Origin of the sequence: Dyella dinghuensis (assembly GCF_003977615.1) — a bacterium.
Taxonomy (GTDB): domain Bacteria; phylum Pseudomonadota; class Gammaproteobacteria; order Xanthomonadales; family Rhodanobacteraceae; genus Dyella_B; species Dyella_B dinghuensis.
Genome location: NZ_RYZR01000003.1, coordinates 706,368 through 723,188 on the forward strand (window position 1 = coordinate 706,368; position 16,821 = coordinate 723,188).

Below are 16,821 nucleotides of genomic sequence, written 5' to 3' on the forward strand. Positions count from 1 at the left end.
CGCATTCACCAACGTGCTACGTCCCTCTAACCTCCAGCCCTATGAGGTTCCTTCCGCATGACCGGAAGCAAGCGCATCTACGCCCTCGATACCAACGTGCTGTTGCATGATCCCACCTCACTGTTCCGCTTCGAAGAACACGACGTCTTCATTCCGATGACGGTGCTGGAAGAACTGGATGAAAAGAAGAAAGGCGCTTCGGAAGTTTCGCGTAATGGCCGCCAGGTCAGCCGCTTTCTCAATGAGCTGATCGAACGCGGCAACGGTCATGGCATCAGCAACGGTCTGGAGTTGACCAACCCGCAAGGCGTCACGCTCAAGCGCGGCGGCGCGGTCGGCCGCCTGTATTTCCAGCAGCGCACCAGCAACGGTCACGGCAAAGCCGATAACCAGATTCTCTCGTCGGTCATCGAACTGCGCGATCAGAATCCGGAACGCTCGGTGATTCTGGTCACCAAAGACATCAACCTGCGCATCAAAGCCAAGATCTACGGCATCGATGCGGAGGATTACGAAAACGATCGCGCGCTCGACGATTTCGCCCTGCTCTACACCGGCTCGACCGAGTTGCCGGAAAACTTCTGGGACAAGCATCCGGAAGTGCAGTCGTGGAACGAGCGTGGTCGCACCTTCTACAAGGTCGATCGCAGGGAAGATGAAGATTGGTATCCGCAGCAATGTCTGTTCCTGCCAGGCGAAAACAGCGTTGAATTGCGTGTGCTGCATGTCGACGAGCAACGCGCAACACTGGTGTTGCTGGACGATCACAGCCACAGCAATCACAGCGTATGGGGCATCGCCGCGCGCAACCGCGAGCAGAATTTCGCGCTCAACGTGTTGATGGATCCTGATGTGGATTTCGTCACGCTGCTCGGCACGGCCGGCACCGGCAAGACCTTGCTTGCACTCGCTGCCGGCTTGGCGCAGGTAATGGATCAGCAGCGTTATCGCGAAATCATCATGACCCGCGCAACGGTTTCTGTCGGCGAAGACATCGGCTTCCTGCCAGGTACCGAAGAAGAAAAGATGACGCCGTGGATGGGCGCACTCACCGATAACCTCGAAGTGCTCGCCAATCCGGAAGAAGGTGGCAGCTGGGGGCGTCAGGCCACCAACGACCTGCTCGCTTCGCGCATCAAGATCCGCTCGCTCAACTTCATGCGTGGCCGCACATTCCTGTCGCGTTATCTGATCATCGACGAAGCGCAGAACCTGACGCCGAAACAGATGAAAACCTTGATTACGCGCGCAGGTCCCGGCACCAAGATCGTCTGCTTGGGTAACGTCGAGCAGATCGATACGCCCTACCTGACCGAAACCACGTCGGGCCTGACTTACGCCGTCGACCGTTTCAAGCATTGGTCGCATTCGGCGCACATCACGCTGCGTCGCGGTGAACGTTCGCGCTTGGCTGATTTCGCCTCGGAGGCGCTGTAGTAAGGCTCTTGATCGTCATTGACCGGCTGCGCCGTTGAAAAGCGCTTCGGCGCAGGCCGGAATCCAGTGGAGACAACGCCATGGATTGGCGACAATCCTTGTGTTTATATGCTTGCCAGTAGCAAAAATGGCACGTTGTACATCGGCGTGACTAGCGACTTGGTGAAGCGCGTATGGCAACACAAGAGTCATGCGGTTGAAGGATTCACTCATCGCTACAATGTCGATTTGCTCGTTTGGTACGAACTGCACCCCACTATGGAATCCGCCATACTTCGCGAAAAAGCATTGAAGGGGTGGAAACGTCTCTGGAAAAATCGCCTTATCGAAGGCGAGAACCCTGAGTGGTCCGATCTTTATCCAACCTTGCTGTAACTGGATTCCGGCCTACGCCGGAATGACGAGCGAAGAGCGTGGCGCGTACGTTAAATCCACCCATAGCACTGACCATCGCCGGATCCGATTCCGGCGGTGGTGCAGGCATTCAAGCGGATCTGAAAACATTCCATGCGCATGACGTGCATGGCCTGTCCGTTATCGCCGCGATTACCTCGCAAAACACGCGCGGCGTTACTGCTGTACACGCTGTTCCGCTCAAACATATCCAAAGCCAGATCGAAGCGCTGTTCGACGACTTCCCCATCGCCGCCGTAAAAACCGGCATGCTCGGCAATGCGGCGACGGTCGGCCTCGTCGCTCGTGAATTGCGCAAACGCAAACCGGCGTGGCTGGTGGTCGATCCGGTGATGATTTCCACCAGCGGCTCCCGGCTACTGGATGAGGACGCCATCGATGCCATGGTCAATGAATTGATTCCGCTCGCCGATGTGCTCACTCCCAACTTGCCGGAAGCCGAAGCCTTGATCGGTTGCCCGCTGCGCACGGCGAACCAAATGGTGAATGCCGGGGAAACGTTGCGCGCCCTCGGCGCCCGCACGATCTTGCTGAAAGGCGGCCACGCACGAGGCGACGAGGTGATTGATCGCTTCTTCGACGAAAGCGGAATGATGGAAGTCCGCCACGCCAGGCTGCCTGTCGAAGGGCATGGCACCGGCTGCACCCTGGCATCGGCCATTGCCGCCGAACTGGCCAAAGGCCATACCGCACGATCCGCGGTGCGCCGAGCCACGGCGTACGTGCATCGGGCGCTGAAACGCGGGTACAAGCCGGGCGGCGGCGATCTTTACGTGCTGAATCATTAATCGGCAAAAAGCCGTAAAATCATTGCGCAATGGCCAACCGGCCACATATTTCGATCCTGCGCCTGGCGCGACCCGAGCCGTTATTCCCGATGGATTTCCTCAGTCCCCGCTTCATCATCCTTTACGTGTTGCTGGCCTTCGCCCTGTGCGTGCTGCTGGTGCATCTGCGTGGACGCGCGCGCTTGCGCTTCGATCGCCAACTGGTCGATCACTCCGCCATCTTCGCGCCGTACAACCTGCTGATGTATGCGTTCTCGGCGGTCCCGGCCAAACCCATTCTGGATCGTCGCGGTTTCCCTCAATTGGATCTGTTGCAAGCCAACTGGAAAACCATCCGCGAGGAGGCGCTGCAGCTGTTTGACGACGGGCATATCCGCGCCGCAGAAAAAAACAATGACGCAAGCTTCAATAGTTTCTTCAAGCAGGGCTGGAAACGTTTTTACCTGAAGTGGTACGGCGAGCCACTGGCCTCCGCCGAAACGTTGTGCCCGCAAACCGTCGCGCTGCTCAAATCGATTCCGAGCGTAAAAGCCGCTATGTTTGCGACGCTGGCACCGAACAGCAAACTCAATCCGCATCGCGATCCCTTCGCCGGCTCGCTGCGTTATCACCTTGGCCTGATCACCCCCAACTCGCGCGACTGCCGCATCTTCGTCGACGGAGAAGAACACGCGTGGGGCGACGGCAAAGACGTCGTGTTCGACGAAACCTACGTGCACTGGGTCGAGAACAAGACCGATCAGACACGCGTGATTCTGTTCGCCGATGTCGAGCGCCCGCTGCGCACCGGTTTCATGAACGCGATCAACCATCGCGTCGGTGCATTCATGGGCAAGATCACCGCTTCGCCCAACACCGAATCGCCGGAAGAAAAGACCGGTTTCGTCAATCGCATGTTTGCGCTGAATCAGCGCAGCCGCGAACGCAACCGCGCCTTCAAGCGGAAATACCCGCGCCTGTTCCGCGCAGTGAAGTACACGGGCATGCTGATCTTCATCTGGCTGGTGTTCCTGGCACCCTGGCCGTTCGTGCACTGAACCCGTCACGTTTTCGGTGCGTGGTACGTCCTAGTTACAGGTCACCGGAAAACGGTCATGGACAACCACACCGAGTATTTTCAAAAGCAACGGCCTCGTCTGCTTGGGCTTGCCTACCGCATGCTCGGCACCCCAGCCGATGCAGAAGACGTACTGCACGATGCGTGGATGCGCTGGCACGCGCAGGATAAAAGCCAGCTGGACGATCCCGAAGCCTGGCTGGTTTCGGTCACCACGCGCCTTGCACTGGACCGTCTTCGTCACGCAAAAGTCGAGCGTGCCCACTACACCGGCCCTTGGCTTCCCGAACCACTGATTGAAGCCAGCGAGCAACCGGAAGAACAAGCCGAGCATGCAGAAACGCTCACTTTGTCGTTTCTTCTTTTGCTGGAGCGGTTGAGTGCGGAAGAGCGTGCTGCGTTCCTGTTGAACGAGGTCTTCGACTATAGCCATGCCGAAGCGGCGGCCATGCTGGGCATTACCGAGGACACCTGCCGGCAGCGTGTCCATCGCGCCCGGCAGCGTGTGCGTCAGGATCGGCCGCGCTTTACGAGTGACGCAAAAACGCAGCAACATCTGCTGGAGCGTTTCGCGGCGGCTCTGGAGCAGCCCACGGAAGAGAATCTGCACGCGCTGCTCGCCGCCGATGCGGTGCACGTTGCGGATGGCGGCGGCGCCGTCACGGCCACGCTGCGTCCGCTGCACGGTGCGGAACGCATCGCGCGCCTGTATCTGCAGATCAACCTCAAGGAACAAGGCCATCAGATCCAGCGCCAGCTGCAGGTGGTCAACGGCGCCCCCGCTCTGCTGACGTGGGCTGATGGCAAGCTCGTTACCGTAATCTGGATCGAGTGCAACGACGATCAGATCGTGTCCATGCAAGTCCTTCGCAACCCCGCCAAACTGGCTCGACTGGAAGCTGTCACGAAATCGCAGGCTGGCACGTCCTTGCATTGAACGACCCAAATGGGTCGCCTTTCACACGAGGATTCCCCCATGTCAGCCCGTTTTTCCTATTTTGACAATCCTGAAGCCCTTAAGCCGCTGTTTGCGATGAAGGCGTATATCGATCATTCCGGGCTTGAGAAGAGCCTGGTGCATCTGGTGATGTTGCGCGCTTCGCAGCTGAACGGCTGTGCGTATTGCATCGATATGCACAGCAAGGAAGCGCGCGCCGATGGTGAGACCGAACAACGGTTGTATCTGCTGCAGGCCTGGCGCGAAGCGCCGTTCTATAGCGCGCGTGAACGTGCGGCGTTCGCATGGTGCGAAGCGGTGACGCGGCTGGATCCGGTGCACGGCGTTCCCGATGATATCTATGAGCAGGCGCGTGCCGAGTTCAGTGAGCGTGAGCTGATGGATCTCAATTTGTTGGTGATCATGATCAATAGCTGGAATCGGATTGCGATACCGAGCAAGACGGAAGCGGGTTCATTCCAGCCGGTCACTCGCAAGGTCGCCTAACCATCGCCTCTGCGCCGTCATTCCGCCGCAGGCCGGAATCCAGTGGCGACATGGCGTCGATTTTTGCATTAACGCTGACTTCGTAATGCGTATTTTATTTCCGGCATGTCGCGAAAACCGAGCGATACAGTCACTGGATTCCGGCCTGCGCCGAAGCGCTTTTCAACGGCGCAGCCGGTCAATGACGGCACTGTAGAAGCGTGTGGAATATTGGGAAGTCTGCGAAAAGAAAAAGCCGCCTTTATAGGCGGCTTTTTTTGCGGGTGATCACACGATCAGGCTTTAACGCGCTTCGCAATCGCCTCGCCGAAACTCTGCGTATTGCCTTTGCCACCCAGATCCGGCGTCACATGATCGCGATCATTCGCCATCGTGTCGCGAATCGCCTGACGCAGCTTGGTGCCCTTCTCGACCATGCCAAGGTGATCAAGCATGTCCGCAGCAGCCAGCAACAGCGCACACGGATTGGCAACGCCCTTGCCGGCGATATCCGGCGCAGAACCATGCACCGCCTCGAAGATCGCCGCGTTCGCGCCGATGTTGTCGCCCGGAGCAAGCCCAAGGCCACCCACCAAACCCGCGCAAAGATCGGAAAGAATGTCGCCGAAAAGATTCGTCGTGACGATCACATCGAACTGCTCCGGACGCATCACCAGCTGCATGCAGGCGTTGTCAACGATCATCTCGTTGAACTCGATCTGCGGGTATTCCTTGGCGATTTCACGCGCCACATTCAGGAACAGCCCCGAAGCGGTCTTGATGATGTTGGCCTTGTGCACCGCGGTGACTTTCTTGCGGCCTTTCTTGACCGCCATCTCGAAGGCGTAACGCACGATGCGCGCACTACCCTTTCGCGTGTTGCGGATCATCGAGGTCGCTACTTCACCGTCTTCCGACAGCGTCTGGCCTTCGGCCAGATACGCGCCTTCGGTGTTCTCGCGCACGGTGATGATGTCGATGTTCTCGTAGCGCGCCTTGGTGCCCGGGAAGCTGATCGCCGGACGCACATTGGCGTACAGGTCGAAGTGGCGGCGCAGTGTGACGTTGATGGAGGTGAAACCACCGCCCACCGGCGTGGTCAGCGGCCCCTTCAGCGCCACCTGATGCTTGGCAATCGCCTCAAGTGTTGCCTTGGGCAGCAGATCGCCATGCTTTTCCAGCGCGATCATGCCCGCTTCGACCGTGTCGTAGCTCAAGCCGCATTCGAGCGCATCGAGCACGTGCAACGTAGCGCTCATGATCTCCGGGCCGATACCGTCGCCCGGGATCACCGCGATGGTCTTGCTCATGGGGAAACTCCTTGGATTGAAGCGGGGGACGCCAGCGCGAGGGGAATGGGCGCCAGGCTGAAAACCCGTCAATTATCGCCGATGCGGCTGTCGTCGAACAGCCCGAAACGGGACTGGAGCGTTGGAAATCCTCGCACGGAGCGTTGCATCAGATCGAATAAGGATGGCTCTTTGCATTCGCCTCCTCTCCCCTGCGGGGAGAGGATTGAGGTGAGGGGCCACGCTCGCGATGACATGCATCGGAGCCGGCTTTGAATCACCACTTACGCAAGATTGTTCCCCTCATCCCAGCCCTCTCCCCGATGGGGAGAGGGAGCAAAAGCGTTCACGGATGTTCGCTGCAGTTTTCGCCCTGGGTGGTGCTGCCGGATTCCAGCTGATCCAGGAAATCCACGGCACGGCGAAGATGCGGGATCACAATCGACCCACCCACCACCAGGCCCACGCTGAACACTTCGAAGAACTCTTCGCGCGTCACGCCCGCTTCCTTGCATTGCGCGACGTGATAGCTGATGCAGTCGTCGCAACGCAGCACCATTGATGCGACCAGACCAAGCATTTCCTTGGTCTTCACATCCAGCGCGCCGGCTTTGTACGTTTGCGTATCGAGCGCGAAGAAGCGCCGCACGACCTGGTTGTCTTCACCCAGGATGCGTTCGTTCATGCGTTGACGAAAAGCGGTGAATTCGGCGAGGCGATCCTTTTCGCTGCTCATGCCATTTCGCCCAGAAGTGCCGTCAGCTTGCCGCTGCGATCGGCAGCGACCAGATCGTCGTAACCGCCAACGTGGTGATTGTTGACGAAAATCTGCGGCACCGTGCGACGGCCGCCGCTGCGTTGGAGCATCAGATCGCGCTGCGCCGGATCGGTGTCCACACGCACTTCCTCCCAGGCAAGGCCCTTGGCCTTCAGGAGGTTCTTGGCGGCCACGCAGTAAGGGCATACCGCGGTGGAATAGACTTCGATCTTGGGCATTGCAAAACTCCGAAATAACCTGCGCAGGAAATGGCGGTTACAGCCTTTAAAAACAACCCGCTTGGGGCTGAACTGCAACCTCGCCGTAAGGTCACAAGTGATATTGTCGTTCATCTATGACCATGGCACCACGACATCTGCGTAAACGCCTGCTGACCACTCTGGTCCTGACTGGCCTGACCCTGGCTGCCGGTGCCCAGGACAAGCCGGACGACATCCGCCTGCCCGACCTTGGCAGCTCGGCCAACGCCCTGGTTTCGGATCAGGAGCTGAAGGATTACGGCCAGGAAATGCTCGAGGAGATGCGCGCGCTCGACATGGTCGTGGACGATCCGCTGCTGAACGACTACATCAACAATCTTGGCTTCCGTCTGGTTGCCAATTCGGCCAAGCCGAAGGATCATTTCGCGTTCTTCATCGCCAAAGACCCGGTGATCAATGCGTTCTCGGCTCCGGGCGGTTATATCGGCATCGATTCGGGTTTGATCACCATCACGCGCAGCGAAGACGAACTCGCCGCAGTGATGGCGCATGAAATCGGCCACATTACGCAAAACCATCTGCAGCGCGCCTACGAATCGGCACGAAAAGATGAGCCACTGATGGCGCTGGTTGCGTTGGGCGCGATTGCTGCCGGCGGCGTTTCCAATGGCGGCGCAACCGCGGCGTTGCTGGAAGGCGGCATGGGTGCGATTGCGCAGAAAGAAATCAACTTCACGCGCAAGGATGAAGCCGAGGCCGACCGCACCGGCATTACCACGCTATCCAAGGCAGGCTTCGACCCGAACGCCATGGCCGAATTCTTCCAGCGCATGGAAGATGAAATGAGCGCGGATTCCGGCGGCATCCAGGTGCCATCGCTGTTGCAGGATCACCCGGTCACCGCCGACCGCATTGCCGACGCGAAAGCGCGCGCGACAGCGCTGATCGCTGCACAGAAAACACAACCGAACGGCAATCTGCTCGACAAGACCAACTGGGAAGGCATCACAGCGCCGATTGCTTACGTCAAAGATCCCACCACGCTGCTCAACGTGAAAGGTGAAGATCCGAACGGCCCCAGCACCTATCTGCTGATGCGTGAACGCGTGCGCGTGCTGGCTGACGATCCGTATCACATGGCGACGTACTACGGTTCATTGCTCGCCGCCAACAAGCCCGGGAGCGACACGGCGGAAAATCACTACGGTTATGCGTTGGCACTCACGCGCACCGGCCAAGGCATCAAAGCGATTCCTCAGTTGCAGCCGTTACTGGTCAAATATCCGCAGAGCATCATCCTGCGCCTAGGGATGGCCGATGCACGGTTGCAGGCTGGCGAGCGTGCTGCGGCGCTAGATATTTACGCCGCACTCAACACGCAATCGCCGCACAACAAGGCCATTGCCGTCGCTTATGCCAACGCGCTGACCCAGGGTGGTTCCGTCGCTCAGGCCGCCCAGGCCGCAGACCTGCTTCGCCCGATGCTGGAAGACACCGACGAGCCCGATATCTTCACCGCCTACGCACGCGCCAGCGACCGGGCCGGCGACCCAATCCGTTCGGGCGAAGCCTATGCCCAGGCCAGTTATCTCTCGGGCCGGCCCTTCGACGCGATGGAGCAGCTCAAAGGCCTGCTCAAGCGGAAGGATCTGGATTATTACGCGCGGGCACGCATTCAGGCCCACATCGCCGAACTCACCCCGCTGGTGATGGAACTGCGTAAACGCCACGTTTCGACCGACGACAACCCGGATGGGAACAACCAGACACCCCAGTTAAACGACCACGATTCGGCCGTTGAAGGGCTTCAGCAGGAGCGGCAGATGCTGGACGGGTCGCCCTGCGGCCTGCCAGGATGCCTGAGTATTTCAACCCAGAAATACTGAAAAACCCGCGCTGTTCAAGTCTTTGACAATTAAATTTCACATTGTGTCATTGCCACGTAACATTGCACCGCTGCAATATTTGCGTCATAGGCAAACCCCATTGGACCCAGCGTGCACAAACGCATCCTGATCGTTGAAGACGAAGCTTCCATCCGCGACATGGTCGCTTTCGCCCTGCGCAAGGCCGGTATGGATACCGCCCAGGCTGCCGACGCACGCACAGCTCAGATGTCCATTGCCGAGCAGGTTCCCGACCTGATTCTGCTGGACTGGATGCTGCCGGGCACCAGCGGACTGGACCTGGCCCGCCGTCTGCGCAAGGAAGAACTCAGCCGCGAAGTGCCCATCATCATGCTCACCGCACGCGGCGAGGAAATGGACCGCGTGAATGGCCTGGAAGCCGGCGTGGACGACTATGTCGTCAAGCCCTTCTCCACCCGTGAGCTGATCGCCCGCATCAAGGCCGTGCTTCGCCGCAGCCAGGGTGATGACGGTTCGGGCATGGTGGAACTGGGCCGCCTGCGCATCGATGGCCCGGCGCACCGCGTGTTTGCGGGCGACGAGCCGGTGCCGATCGGCCCGACCGAATACCGCTTGCTGTACTTCTTCATGACCCATCCCGAACGCGTCTACTCCCGCGCCCAGCTGCTCGACCACGTGTGGGGCGGCAGCGTGTACGTGGAAGAACGCACCGTCGATGTGCACATCCGGCGCCTGCGCAAGACACTCGAGCCGTGGAAGCTCGAAGACATGGTGCAGACGGTCCGGGGTGCAGGCTATCGATTCTCGGCAAGCCCCTGACGCCCACCCCGCCATGAACCGCTTGCTCGACAGCGCCTGGAAACTCCCATTCGCGCTAGTCGTCGGCTTGCTTGCAGGCGGTTTGGCGGGTTGGTTGGCCGGAGGCCATGTCGCCACGGGTGTGGCGCTCGTCGCTGTAGCAGAGATTGTCTTGCTGCTGACGCACTTGCGTCACATAGCTAAGACAATGATTAACTCGTCCACCCCCGACAAGAACAACGACCCCGACCAACCCCGGCATGACCGATTCATGATGCGCTCCCGACGCCTGGCCGCCAATTTGCACGATCTGCGCAGAGCCGCTGGCAATCTGCCGGACGCGATTGTGCTGCTCGATCAGGACCAGCACGTACGCTGGTTCAACCATGCGGCGGAGAGCTTACTGGGTCTGCGTCGTCCGCAGGATCGCGGCATCGTGCTGCGCGACAAGTTGCACAATTCCGAACTCGCCGGTTGGCTGGAAGAGCCCTCGCCCGAACCGCTCAACGACGTCAGCGCGCCAGGGCAGCCAAGCCGCCATATCAACGTGACCATGCTGCCTTTTGGCCAGCGCCAGCGTCTGCTGCTTGCACGCGATATCAGCCATATGTCGCGTCTGGAACAGATTCGCCGCGACTTCGTGGCGAATGTGTCGCACGAACTACGCACGCCGCTTACGGTAATTCACGGTTATCTCGAATTGCTCGATCCGGAAGATGTGCCGCATCTGGCGCCGGTGCTCGGCGAAATGCGCGCACAGTCCAAGCGCATGGGTCAGATCGTCGAAGATCTGCTGACCTTGTCGCGCCTGGAAACACAGGACCACGTCAGCGAAGAACGTGTGCAGATGGCGCCGCTGTTGGCAACGCTGCGCAAGGAAGCCGAAGCGCTTAGCCAAGGCCGCCACACCATCACGGTGGAATCGACGGCCGAACTGGATCTGCTCGGCTCGCCGAAGGATTTGCACAGTGCGCTCTCCAACCTGGTGAGCAACGCGGTGCGTTACACGCCGACCGGCGGACGCATCACGGTTCGCTGGGAACGTACGGCCGAAGGCGCCAACTACTCGGTAACCGACACGGGTTACGGCATTCCTGCCGATCATCTGTCGCGCCTCACTGAGCGCTTCTATCGTGTTTCCTCAAGCCGTTCGCGCGACAGCGGCGGCACCGGTCTTGGTCTCTCCATCGTGAAACACGTGCTCGGCTTGCATCAGGCACGTCTGGATATCCGCAGTACACCGGGTCAAGGTTCCACCTTCACTTGCTGCTTCGGTCCCGAGCGCCTGCTGACGCCAGAAGTCCACGACGTCAGCAAACCGCTCGACGTTCACTGAGCGATTGACACAAAAGCGTAGGCGTAAAGGTAGTTGATAGGCGAGAATGCGCGGATGCCGCGCCGCCCAGCCATCCAACCCGTCGTGAACGAAGCGCCCAAGCCCGAGCTTTTTCTGAGCCGCGAACTGGGTGCGCTTGAATTCAACTTCCGCGTACTCGCACAAGCGCGCGATCCGAGCACGCCCGTGCTTGAACGTCTGCGCTTTCTAAGCATCGTCGCGAGCAATCTCGACGAATTCTTCGAAGTACGTGTGGCGATGCTTAAGCATCACCATCAATTCGGTTCGGCAGCGCCGGGGCCGGATGGCGTCGCGTCCGGCGAACTGCTTGCGCATATCCGCGAACGCGTGCTCGATCTGGTCGGCGCGCAGTATGCCACATGGCATGACGAACTGGGGCCTGCACTGGCGGCCGAAAACATTCACTTCCTCACGCGTAAACAGTGGACAACGCGGCAACGCCGATGGTTGCAAGGCTATTTCGAAAACGAAGTGTTGCCGGTGCTTTCACCGCTAGGTCTCGATCCGGCGCATCCCTTCCCACGCATTCTCAACAAGACGCTGAACATCGCCGTGGTGCTGCAAGGCCGTGACGCATTCGGCCACGAGGGCCACATGGCGCTGGTGCGCGCGCCGCGTTCGCTGCCGCGCATCATCCGCATTCCGGATGAAGTGGGCGGCACCGGCGATCACTACGTCTTTCTCGCCGAATTGCTGCAGGCGTTCGTCGATATGATGTTCCCCGGTTTCAAGGTGGCTGGCGCCTATCAATTCCGCGTGACGCGTAACAGCGAGCTGATCGTGGAAGAGGAAGTCGACAACCTCGCTCGCGCGCTGACCGAAGAATTGCTCGGCCGCGGTTATGCGCGCCCCGTTCGATTGGAAATCGGCAACGACTGTCCGCAATCCATCGTGTCGATGCTGATCTCCAACTTCCAGTTGGAAGAGACCGACGTCTATCGCTGCAACGGGCCGGTGAACATCATTCGCGTCGGCACGGTGTACGACGACATCGATCGCCCCGACCTGAAATTTCCGCGCTTCACACCCGCCATATCGCCCGGGCTCAATGGTGCCAAGCGCATCTTCGACGTGCTGAGCCAGCGCGACATATTGCTGCATCATCCCTACGAATCGTTCTCGGCCGTTGTCGATCTGCTGCGCGAAGCCGTACAGGACCCGGACGTTCTCGCCATCAAGCAAACGCTATATCGCGCAGGCAAAGACACGCCACTCGTGGATCTGCTGGTCGAGGCCGCGCGCAAAGGCAAAGACGTCACCGTTGTAATTGAACTGCGCGCACGCTTCGACGAAGAAGCCAATATCCGCTTTGCCACGCGGCTACAGGAAGCCGGCGTGCAAGTGGTGTATGGCGTGGTCGGCTTCAAGACGCACGCCAAGATGATGCTGATCGTGCGGCGCGAAAACGGCCATCTGCGCCGTTATTCGCATTTGTCGACGGGCAACTACCATCAGGCCAACAGCCGCCTGTACACCGACATCGGCCTGATGACGGCCGATCCGGAAATTGGCGAAGACCTGCACAAGGTGTTCCAGCAATTGTCGGGCTTGGGCCCGATGATCAGCCTGAAGCGTTTGCTGCATTCGCCGTTCACGCTCTACAAGAGCATCATCGAGAAGATCGAGCGAGAAGCAACGCATGCGCGCAATGGTCGTCCTGCGCGCATCGTCGCCAAGCTCAATGCACTCAATGAAGCGCATGTTATTGAAGCGCTTTACGCGGCAGCGCAAGCTGGCGTGGATATCGACCTGATCGTGCGCGGCGCGTGCACGCTGCGTCCAGGTTTACCCGGCATATCCGAACGCATTCGCGTTCGCTCCATTGTTGGACGTTTTCTCGAGCACAGTCGCGTTTACTGGTTTGCCAACGATGGTCAACCGGAAATCTACTGCGCCAGCGCGGACTGGATGGAACGCAATCTGATGCGGCGCATCGAGATCGCCTTTCCCATCATCGATCCGCAACTGGCGAAACGCGTTCACGATGAAACGCTCGCCAACTATCTCGCCGATAACACACAGGCATGGCTGCTCGACAGCGATGGACATTACGAACGCGCCACTCCCGGCGCACACGCGCCGTATACCGCGCAGCAGGTATTGCTTGAACGCTTGAGCGGCCTCAACGCTTCCACGTAACGATGCAACTTCAGATCATTTACCCGACCATGCGAGTATCCCAGCCAGTCCCGACCAGGAGCGATGCGTGAGCCTCGGCGACCAGACGCAGATCAAGGATGGCGAGCTGATGGCCGCCGTCGATATGGGTTCGAACAGTTTCCACATGGTCGTGGCGCGCATGGAGCACGGGGAACCGCGCGTGATCGACCGCCTGCGCGACAGCGTGCGCATGGCGGCCGGCCTTCGCGCCGACGGCACGCTGGATGCGGAACACCGCGCACGCGCATTGAACTGTCTTGCCCGCTTTGGTCAGCGCATCGCCGGCATTCCTACCGCGCGCGTGCGCGCCGTGGCGACGAATACGGTGCGGCGGCTGGCTTCACCGCAAGCGTTCCTCACCGCAGCGGAAACCGCGCTGGGTCACCCGGTAGAAGTCGTATCCGGCCGTGAAGAAGGCCGACTGATCTTTCTCGGTGTCGCACACGATCTTTCCGCATCGCGCGAACCGCGTTTGGTTATCGACATCGGTGGCGGCAGTACCGAATTCATCATTGGCCGCGGGCTGGCACCGATGCACACGGAAAGCGTGCAGGTCGGTTGCATCGCTACCACCGCGCGCTTCTTCCCCGGCGGCAAGCTCACACGCAAACGGTGGCAGCGTGCACGCGGCGAAATCGGCGTGTTGCTGCAGCAGTTCTCCGAGGAATATCTGGAGTCCGGTTGGGTCGATGCGTTCGGCTCCTCCGGCAGTGCGAAGGCCATCGGCGCTGTCGTGCAGGCGATGAAACTCTCCGACCACGGCGTAACGCCCGCATCGCTTGCTTCGTTACGCGATGCGCTGCTTGAGCAAGGGCAAATCGGCACACTGAAACTACCGGGCCTGGCCGAAGAGCGCGCGCCGGTATTCGCCGGTGCCGTGGTGATTCTCGAAGCTGCATTCGCCGCGCTGGGCATTCAGCGCCTGGAAGTGTGCGAAAGCTCAATGCGCGAAGGACTGCTGTGGGACCTGATCGGTCGCGCAGGCGGCAGCGATCCGCGCACCGCCAGCATTGATGCATTGGCCAGTCGCTATGGCGTCGATCGTGCCCAGGCACGTCGCGTGGAATCCACGGCGCTGATGCTGTTCGATCAGGTCGCCGCAACGTGGAAGCTCGATGCCGAAGCACGCGAATGGTTGTCGTGGGCAGCTCGCGTGCACGAAATCGGCCTGGCGATCGCACATAGCCAGCACCATCATCACGGTGCCTACATTCTTCGCAATGCCGATCTGGCCGGTTTCTCCAAGCAGGAACAGCACCTGCTGGCCGCGATCATCCAGGCCCACCGCCGCAAGCCGGACAAAACCAGCTTTGCATCGCTGCCCCAGCGTTACCGCCAGCTCGCCAGGCATATCACGGCGCTGCTGCGCCTCGCCGTGCTGTTCCGGCGTGCGCGGCGTGCGGAATCCCTGCCGCCCTTGCGCCTGGCTGCAACCACCCAGCGACTGACCCTGCAACTTCCTGCAGCGTGGCTCGAGCAACATCCGCTGAGCCAGGCAGATCTGGAGCAGGAAATCACGCCCATGACCGAACTGGGACTTGCGCTGAGCGTGTCCGCACAATGACGCGAAGCCAACCTGACATGGCCAAAAGAGGCACAGCGGCTCCGGGCCGCGTATGATGCCCCGATATTTCCGCCGCTCCGCCCAATCGTCATGCCCAAGTACCTGCTGACTGCCCTCTTTCTGCTCGCTACGCCGCTTGCCTTCGCGCAGACTTCTGCGCCAGCTGCGAATGCGGCGACGCCTGCTGCAGCCAATCCGACGGTTGTGCTGCACACCTCGCAGGGCGACATCACGCTGGAACTGTTCGCCGACAAAGCACCCAAGAGCGTCGCCAATTTCTTGCGCTATGTGCATGAGGGCTTTTACGCCGGCACGGTGTTCCATCGCGTGATTCCCGGTTATCTGATCCAGGGCGGCTTGTATACGAAAGATCTGCAGCCACGCCGCACGCACTCGCCAGTGGCCAGCGAAGCGGACAACGGCTTGTCGAATCTGCGTGGCACCATCGCCGTGGCGCGCGGCGGCGATCCCAACTCGGGCACAGCGCAGTTCTTCATCAATCTGGTCGACGATCGTCGGCTGGACTATGCCGGCAATCAAAGCGGATTGACCTGGGGTTACGCGGTATTCGGCAAAGTCATCAAAGGCATGGACGTCGTCGACAAGATCGCCGCCCTGCCGACCCATGCACAAGGCCCCTTCTCTGCCGACGTGCCCAATCCGCCCGTGGTGATTGACGGCGCGAACGTGCTCGGCGAAGAAACGCCCGCAGCCGCATCGAGTGGTACCTCACGCAAATCGCCATGAGCACGTTGTTCATTGCCGATCTGCATCTGGACGACAGCCGGCCGCACATCACTTCGTTGTTCGAAAACTTTCTGGCCAGCGATGAAGTTCGCCACGCCGATGCGCTGTACATTCTCGGCGATCTGGTCGAAGCATGGATTGGCGACGACGACGATGCAGAACTGCCGCAACGCATTGCTCGCGCCACGCGCGCGTTACGCGATGCAGGTGTGCCGGTCTACTTCATGGTCGGCAATCGCGACTTTCTGTTAGGCGAAGCGTTTGCCGAACGCGCCGGCTTCACACTGCTCGAAGACGGCACGGTGCACGATCTGTACGGCAAGCCTACGCTGCTGATGCATGGCGATGTGCTGTGCACGGACGATGTCGCTTACCAGACCGTGCGCCGCAACGTACGCACGCCGGAATGGAAAGCGCAGGTTCTTTCCATGTCGCTGGATGCGCGTCGCGCTTTTGCCGCGAAGGCGCGGGAAGACAGCCGCGCGCATACGGGCAGTACGAAAGAAACCATCATGGACGTCAACGCCGATGCCGTGGCCCAGGCCATGCGCGACGCTGGCGTGCAGACCGTTATACATGGCCATACGCATCGCCCCGCCGTCCACCGTTTTGAACTCGATGGCTCTCCGGCAACCCGTATCGTTCTTGGCGATTGGTATGAACAGGGTTCGCTGCTTCGGGTGACACCCGCAGGTGCCGAACTTCAAGCGCTACCAACGCCGTAAACGATTTCACGCCAGCTGCCGAAAAAATAATACGCAAAACTGACGTTTGGCCGTCTATACGGCCCAAGCCAACTGTGTGAGGTTGATAACCTCAAGTGTAGACAATGTCTGCACCATGTCTTCACGTGACGCGCATCACGCTTTTTACGCCCGATTCCCGCTCTTGCAGGTACGTGGCTTCTATCCAAATAACCGGAAAAGGCAGGGGCCGGTCGG

At 59.9% G+C, this 16,821-nt stretch carries 16 protein-coding genes; 13 read left to right on the plus strand and 3 right to left on the minus strand.

The genetic code is table 11. The features are described from left to right. Nucleotides 1–57 precede the first annotated feature (57 nt). The 6 genes from EKH79_RS06360 to EKH79_RS06385 all read left to right on the plus strand — a co-directional run bounded on the left by EKH79_RS06360 (nt 58) and on the right by EKH79_RS06385 (nt 5,140). A complete protein-coding gene (locus EKH79_RS06360) occupies nt 58–1,437 on the plus strand; it encodes a PhoH family protein (RefSeq protein ID WP_126672922.1) in 1,380 nt (459 codons plus the stop codon). A 108-nt stretch (nt 1,438–1,545) separates the two neighbouring features. Further along, on the plus strand, nt 1,546–1,812 hold the full coding sequence (locus tag EKH79_RS06365; protein WP_126673082.1) for a GIY-YIG nuclease family protein: 267 nt from the start codon (nt 1,546–1,548) through the stop codon (nt 1,810–1,812). A gap of 38 nt (nt 1,813–1,850) precedes the next feature. Next, a complete protein-coding gene (gene thiD / locus EKH79_RS06370; RefSeq protein WP_126672923.1) occupies nt 1,851–2,639 on the plus strand; it encodes a bifunctional hydroxymethylpyrimidine kinase/phosphomethylpyrimidine kinase in 789 nt (262 codons plus the stop codon). Between the two features lie 113 nt (nt 2,640–2,752). Beyond that, complete coding sequence (locus EKH79_RS06375) at nt 2,753–3,676, plus strand: aspartyl/asparaginyl beta-hydroxylase domain-containing protein (protein WP_325050587.1); 924 nt, start codon at nt 2,753–2,755, stop codon at nt 3,674–3,676. A 57-nt stretch (nt 3,677–3,733) separates the two neighbouring features. Continuing rightward, complete coding sequence (gene sigJ, locus EKH79_RS06380; RefSeq protein WP_126672924.1) at nt 3,734–4,633, plus strand: RNA polymerase sigma factor SigJ; 900 nt, start codon at nt 3,734–3,736, stop codon at nt 4,631–4,633. A 39-nt stretch (nt 4,634–4,672) separates the two neighbouring features. Further along, a complete protein-coding gene (locus tag EKH79_RS06385; protein WP_126672925.1) occupies nt 4,673–5,140 on the plus strand; it encodes a carboxymuconolactone decarboxylase family protein in 468 nt (155 codons plus the stop codon). Between the two features lie 275 nt (nt 5,141–5,415). Here the strand turns inward: EKH79_RS06385 and EKH79_RS06390 are convergent, their stop codons facing one another. The 3 genes from EKH79_RS06390 to grxC all read right to left on the minus strand — a co-directional run bounded on the left by EKH79_RS06390 (nt 5,416) and on the right by grxC (nt 7,404). Further along, nucleotides 5,416–6,429 carry an isocitrate dehydrogenase gene (locus tag EKH79_RS06390; protein WP_126672926.1) on the minus strand — a complete coding sequence of 338 codons (1,014 nt, stop codon included), beginning with the start codon at nt 6,427–6,429 and terminating at the stop codon, nt 5,416–5,418. 325 nt (nt 6,430–6,754) lie between these two features. Continuing rightward, nucleotides 6,755–7,144 (minus strand): carboxymuconolactone decarboxylase family protein, encoded by a 390-nt coding sequence (locus EKH79_RS06395; protein WP_126672927.1) that lies wholly within the window; start codon nt 7,142–7,144, stop codon nt 6,755–6,757. Beyond that, nucleotides 7,141–7,404: a glutaredoxin 3 gene (grxC, locus tag EKH79_RS06400; protein WP_126672928.1), complete on the minus strand. Its 264-nt coding sequence runs from the start codon at nt 7,402–7,404 to the stop codon at nt 7,141–7,143. Before grxC ends, EKH79_RS06395 begins: the two co-directional genes overlap by 4 nt. A gap of 122 nt (nt 7,405–7,526) precedes the next feature. Between grxC and EKH79_RS06405 the strand changes: the two genes are divergently transcribed. The 7 genes from EKH79_RS06405 to EKH79_RS06435 all read left to right on the plus strand — a co-directional run bounded on the left by EKH79_RS06405 (nt 7,527) and on the right by EKH79_RS06435 (nt 16,605). Then, on the plus strand, nt 7,527–9,272 hold the full coding sequence (locus tag EKH79_RS06405) for a M48 family metalloprotease (protein WP_425478474.1): 1,746 nt from the start codon (nt 7,527–7,529) through the stop codon (nt 9,270–9,272). 111 nt (nt 9,273–9,383) lie between these two features. After that, nucleotides 9,384–10,073 (plus strand): phosphate regulon transcriptional regulator PhoB, encoded by a 690-nt coding sequence (phoB, locus tag EKH79_RS06410; RefSeq protein ID WP_115476890.1) that lies wholly within the window; start codon nt 9,384–9,386, stop codon nt 10,071–10,073. Nucleotides 10,074–10,086: 13 nt separating this feature from the next. Further along, the gene (gene phoR, locus EKH79_RS06415) at nt 10,087–11,388 is read left to right on the plus strand and encodes a phosphate regulon sensor histidine kinase PhoR (protein WP_126672930.1); all 1,302 of its coding nucleotides are present in this window, start codon (nt 10,087–10,089) and stop codon (nt 11,386–11,388) included. 54 nt (nt 11,389–11,442) lie between these two features. Further along, complete coding sequence (ppk1, locus tag EKH79_RS06420; protein ID WP_126672931.1) at nt 11,443–13,548, plus strand: polyphosphate kinase 1; 2,106 nt, start codon at nt 11,443–11,445, stop codon at nt 13,546–13,548. Between the two features lie 67 nt (nt 13,549–13,615). Further along, nucleotides 13,616–15,133, plus strand: coding sequence for a Ppx/GppA phosphatase family protein (locus tag EKH79_RS06425; RefSeq protein WP_126672932.1), 1,518 nt, complete (start codon nt 13,616–13,618; stop codon nt 15,131–15,133). Nucleotides 15,134–15,223: 90 nt separating this feature from the next. After that, entirely contained in the window at nt 15,224–15,880 is a 657-nt protein-coding gene (locus tag EKH79_RS06430) for a peptidylprolyl isomerase (protein ID WP_126672933.1), read from the plus strand. Beyond that, entirely contained in the window at nt 15,877–16,605 is a 729-nt protein-coding gene (locus tag EKH79_RS06435) for a UDP-2,3-diacylglucosamine diphosphatase (RefSeq protein WP_126672934.1), read from the plus strand. Before EKH79_RS06430 ends, EKH79_RS06435 begins: the two co-directional genes overlap by 4 nt. The last annotated feature ends 216 nt before the right edge of the window (nt 16,606–16,821 follow it).

Excerpts from the sequence above, each read along its gene's own strand:
- EKH79_RS06360 (WP_126672922.1), top strand. The coding sequence starts at position 58 with ATGACCGGAAGCAAGCGCATCTACGCCCTCGATACCAACGTGCTGTTG.
- EKH79_RS06365 (WP_126673082.1), top strand. The coding sequence starts at position 1,546 with ATGCTTGCCAGTAGCAAAAATGGCACGTTGTACATCGGCGTGACTAGC.
- sigJ (WP_126672924.1), top strand. The coding sequence starts at position 3,734 with ATGGACAACCACACCGAGTATTTTCAAAAGCAACGGCCTCGTCTGCTT.
- EKH79_RS06385 (WP_126672925.1), top strand. The coding sequence starts at position 4,673 with ATGTCAGCCCGTTTTTCCTATTTTGACAATCCTGAAGCCCTTAAGCCG.
- EKH79_RS06390 (WP_126672926.1), bottom strand. The coding sequence starts at position 6,429 with ATGAGCAAGACCATCGCGGTGATCCCGGGCGACGGTATCGGCCCGGAG.
- EKH79_RS06395 (WP_126672927.1), bottom strand. The coding sequence starts at position 7,144 with ATGAGCAGCGAAAAGGATCGCCTCGCCGAATTCACCGCTTTTCGTCAA.
- grxC (WP_126672928.1), bottom strand. The coding sequence starts at position 7,404 with ATGCCCAAGATCGAAGTCTATTCCACCGCGGTATGCCCTTACTGCGTG.
- EKH79_RS06405 (WP_425478474.1), top strand. The coding sequence starts at position 7,527 with ATGGCACCACGACATCTGCGTAAACGCCTGCTGACCACTCTGGTCCTG.
- phoR (WP_126672930.1), top strand. The coding sequence starts at position 10,087 with ATGAACCGCTTGCTCGACAGCGCCTGGAAACTCCCATTCGCGCTAGTC.
- ppk1 (WP_126672931.1), top strand. The coding sequence starts at position 11,443 with ATGCCGCGCCGCCCAGCCATCCAACCCGTCGTGAACGAAGCGCCCAAG.
- EKH79_RS06430 (WP_126672933.1), top strand. The coding sequence starts at position 15,224 with ATGCCCAAGTACCTGCTGACTGCCCTCTTTCTGCTCGCTACGCCGCTT.
- EKH79_RS06435 (WP_126672934.1), top strand. The coding sequence starts at position 15,877 with ATGAGCACGTTGTTCATTGCCGATCTGCATCTGGACGACAGCCGGCCG.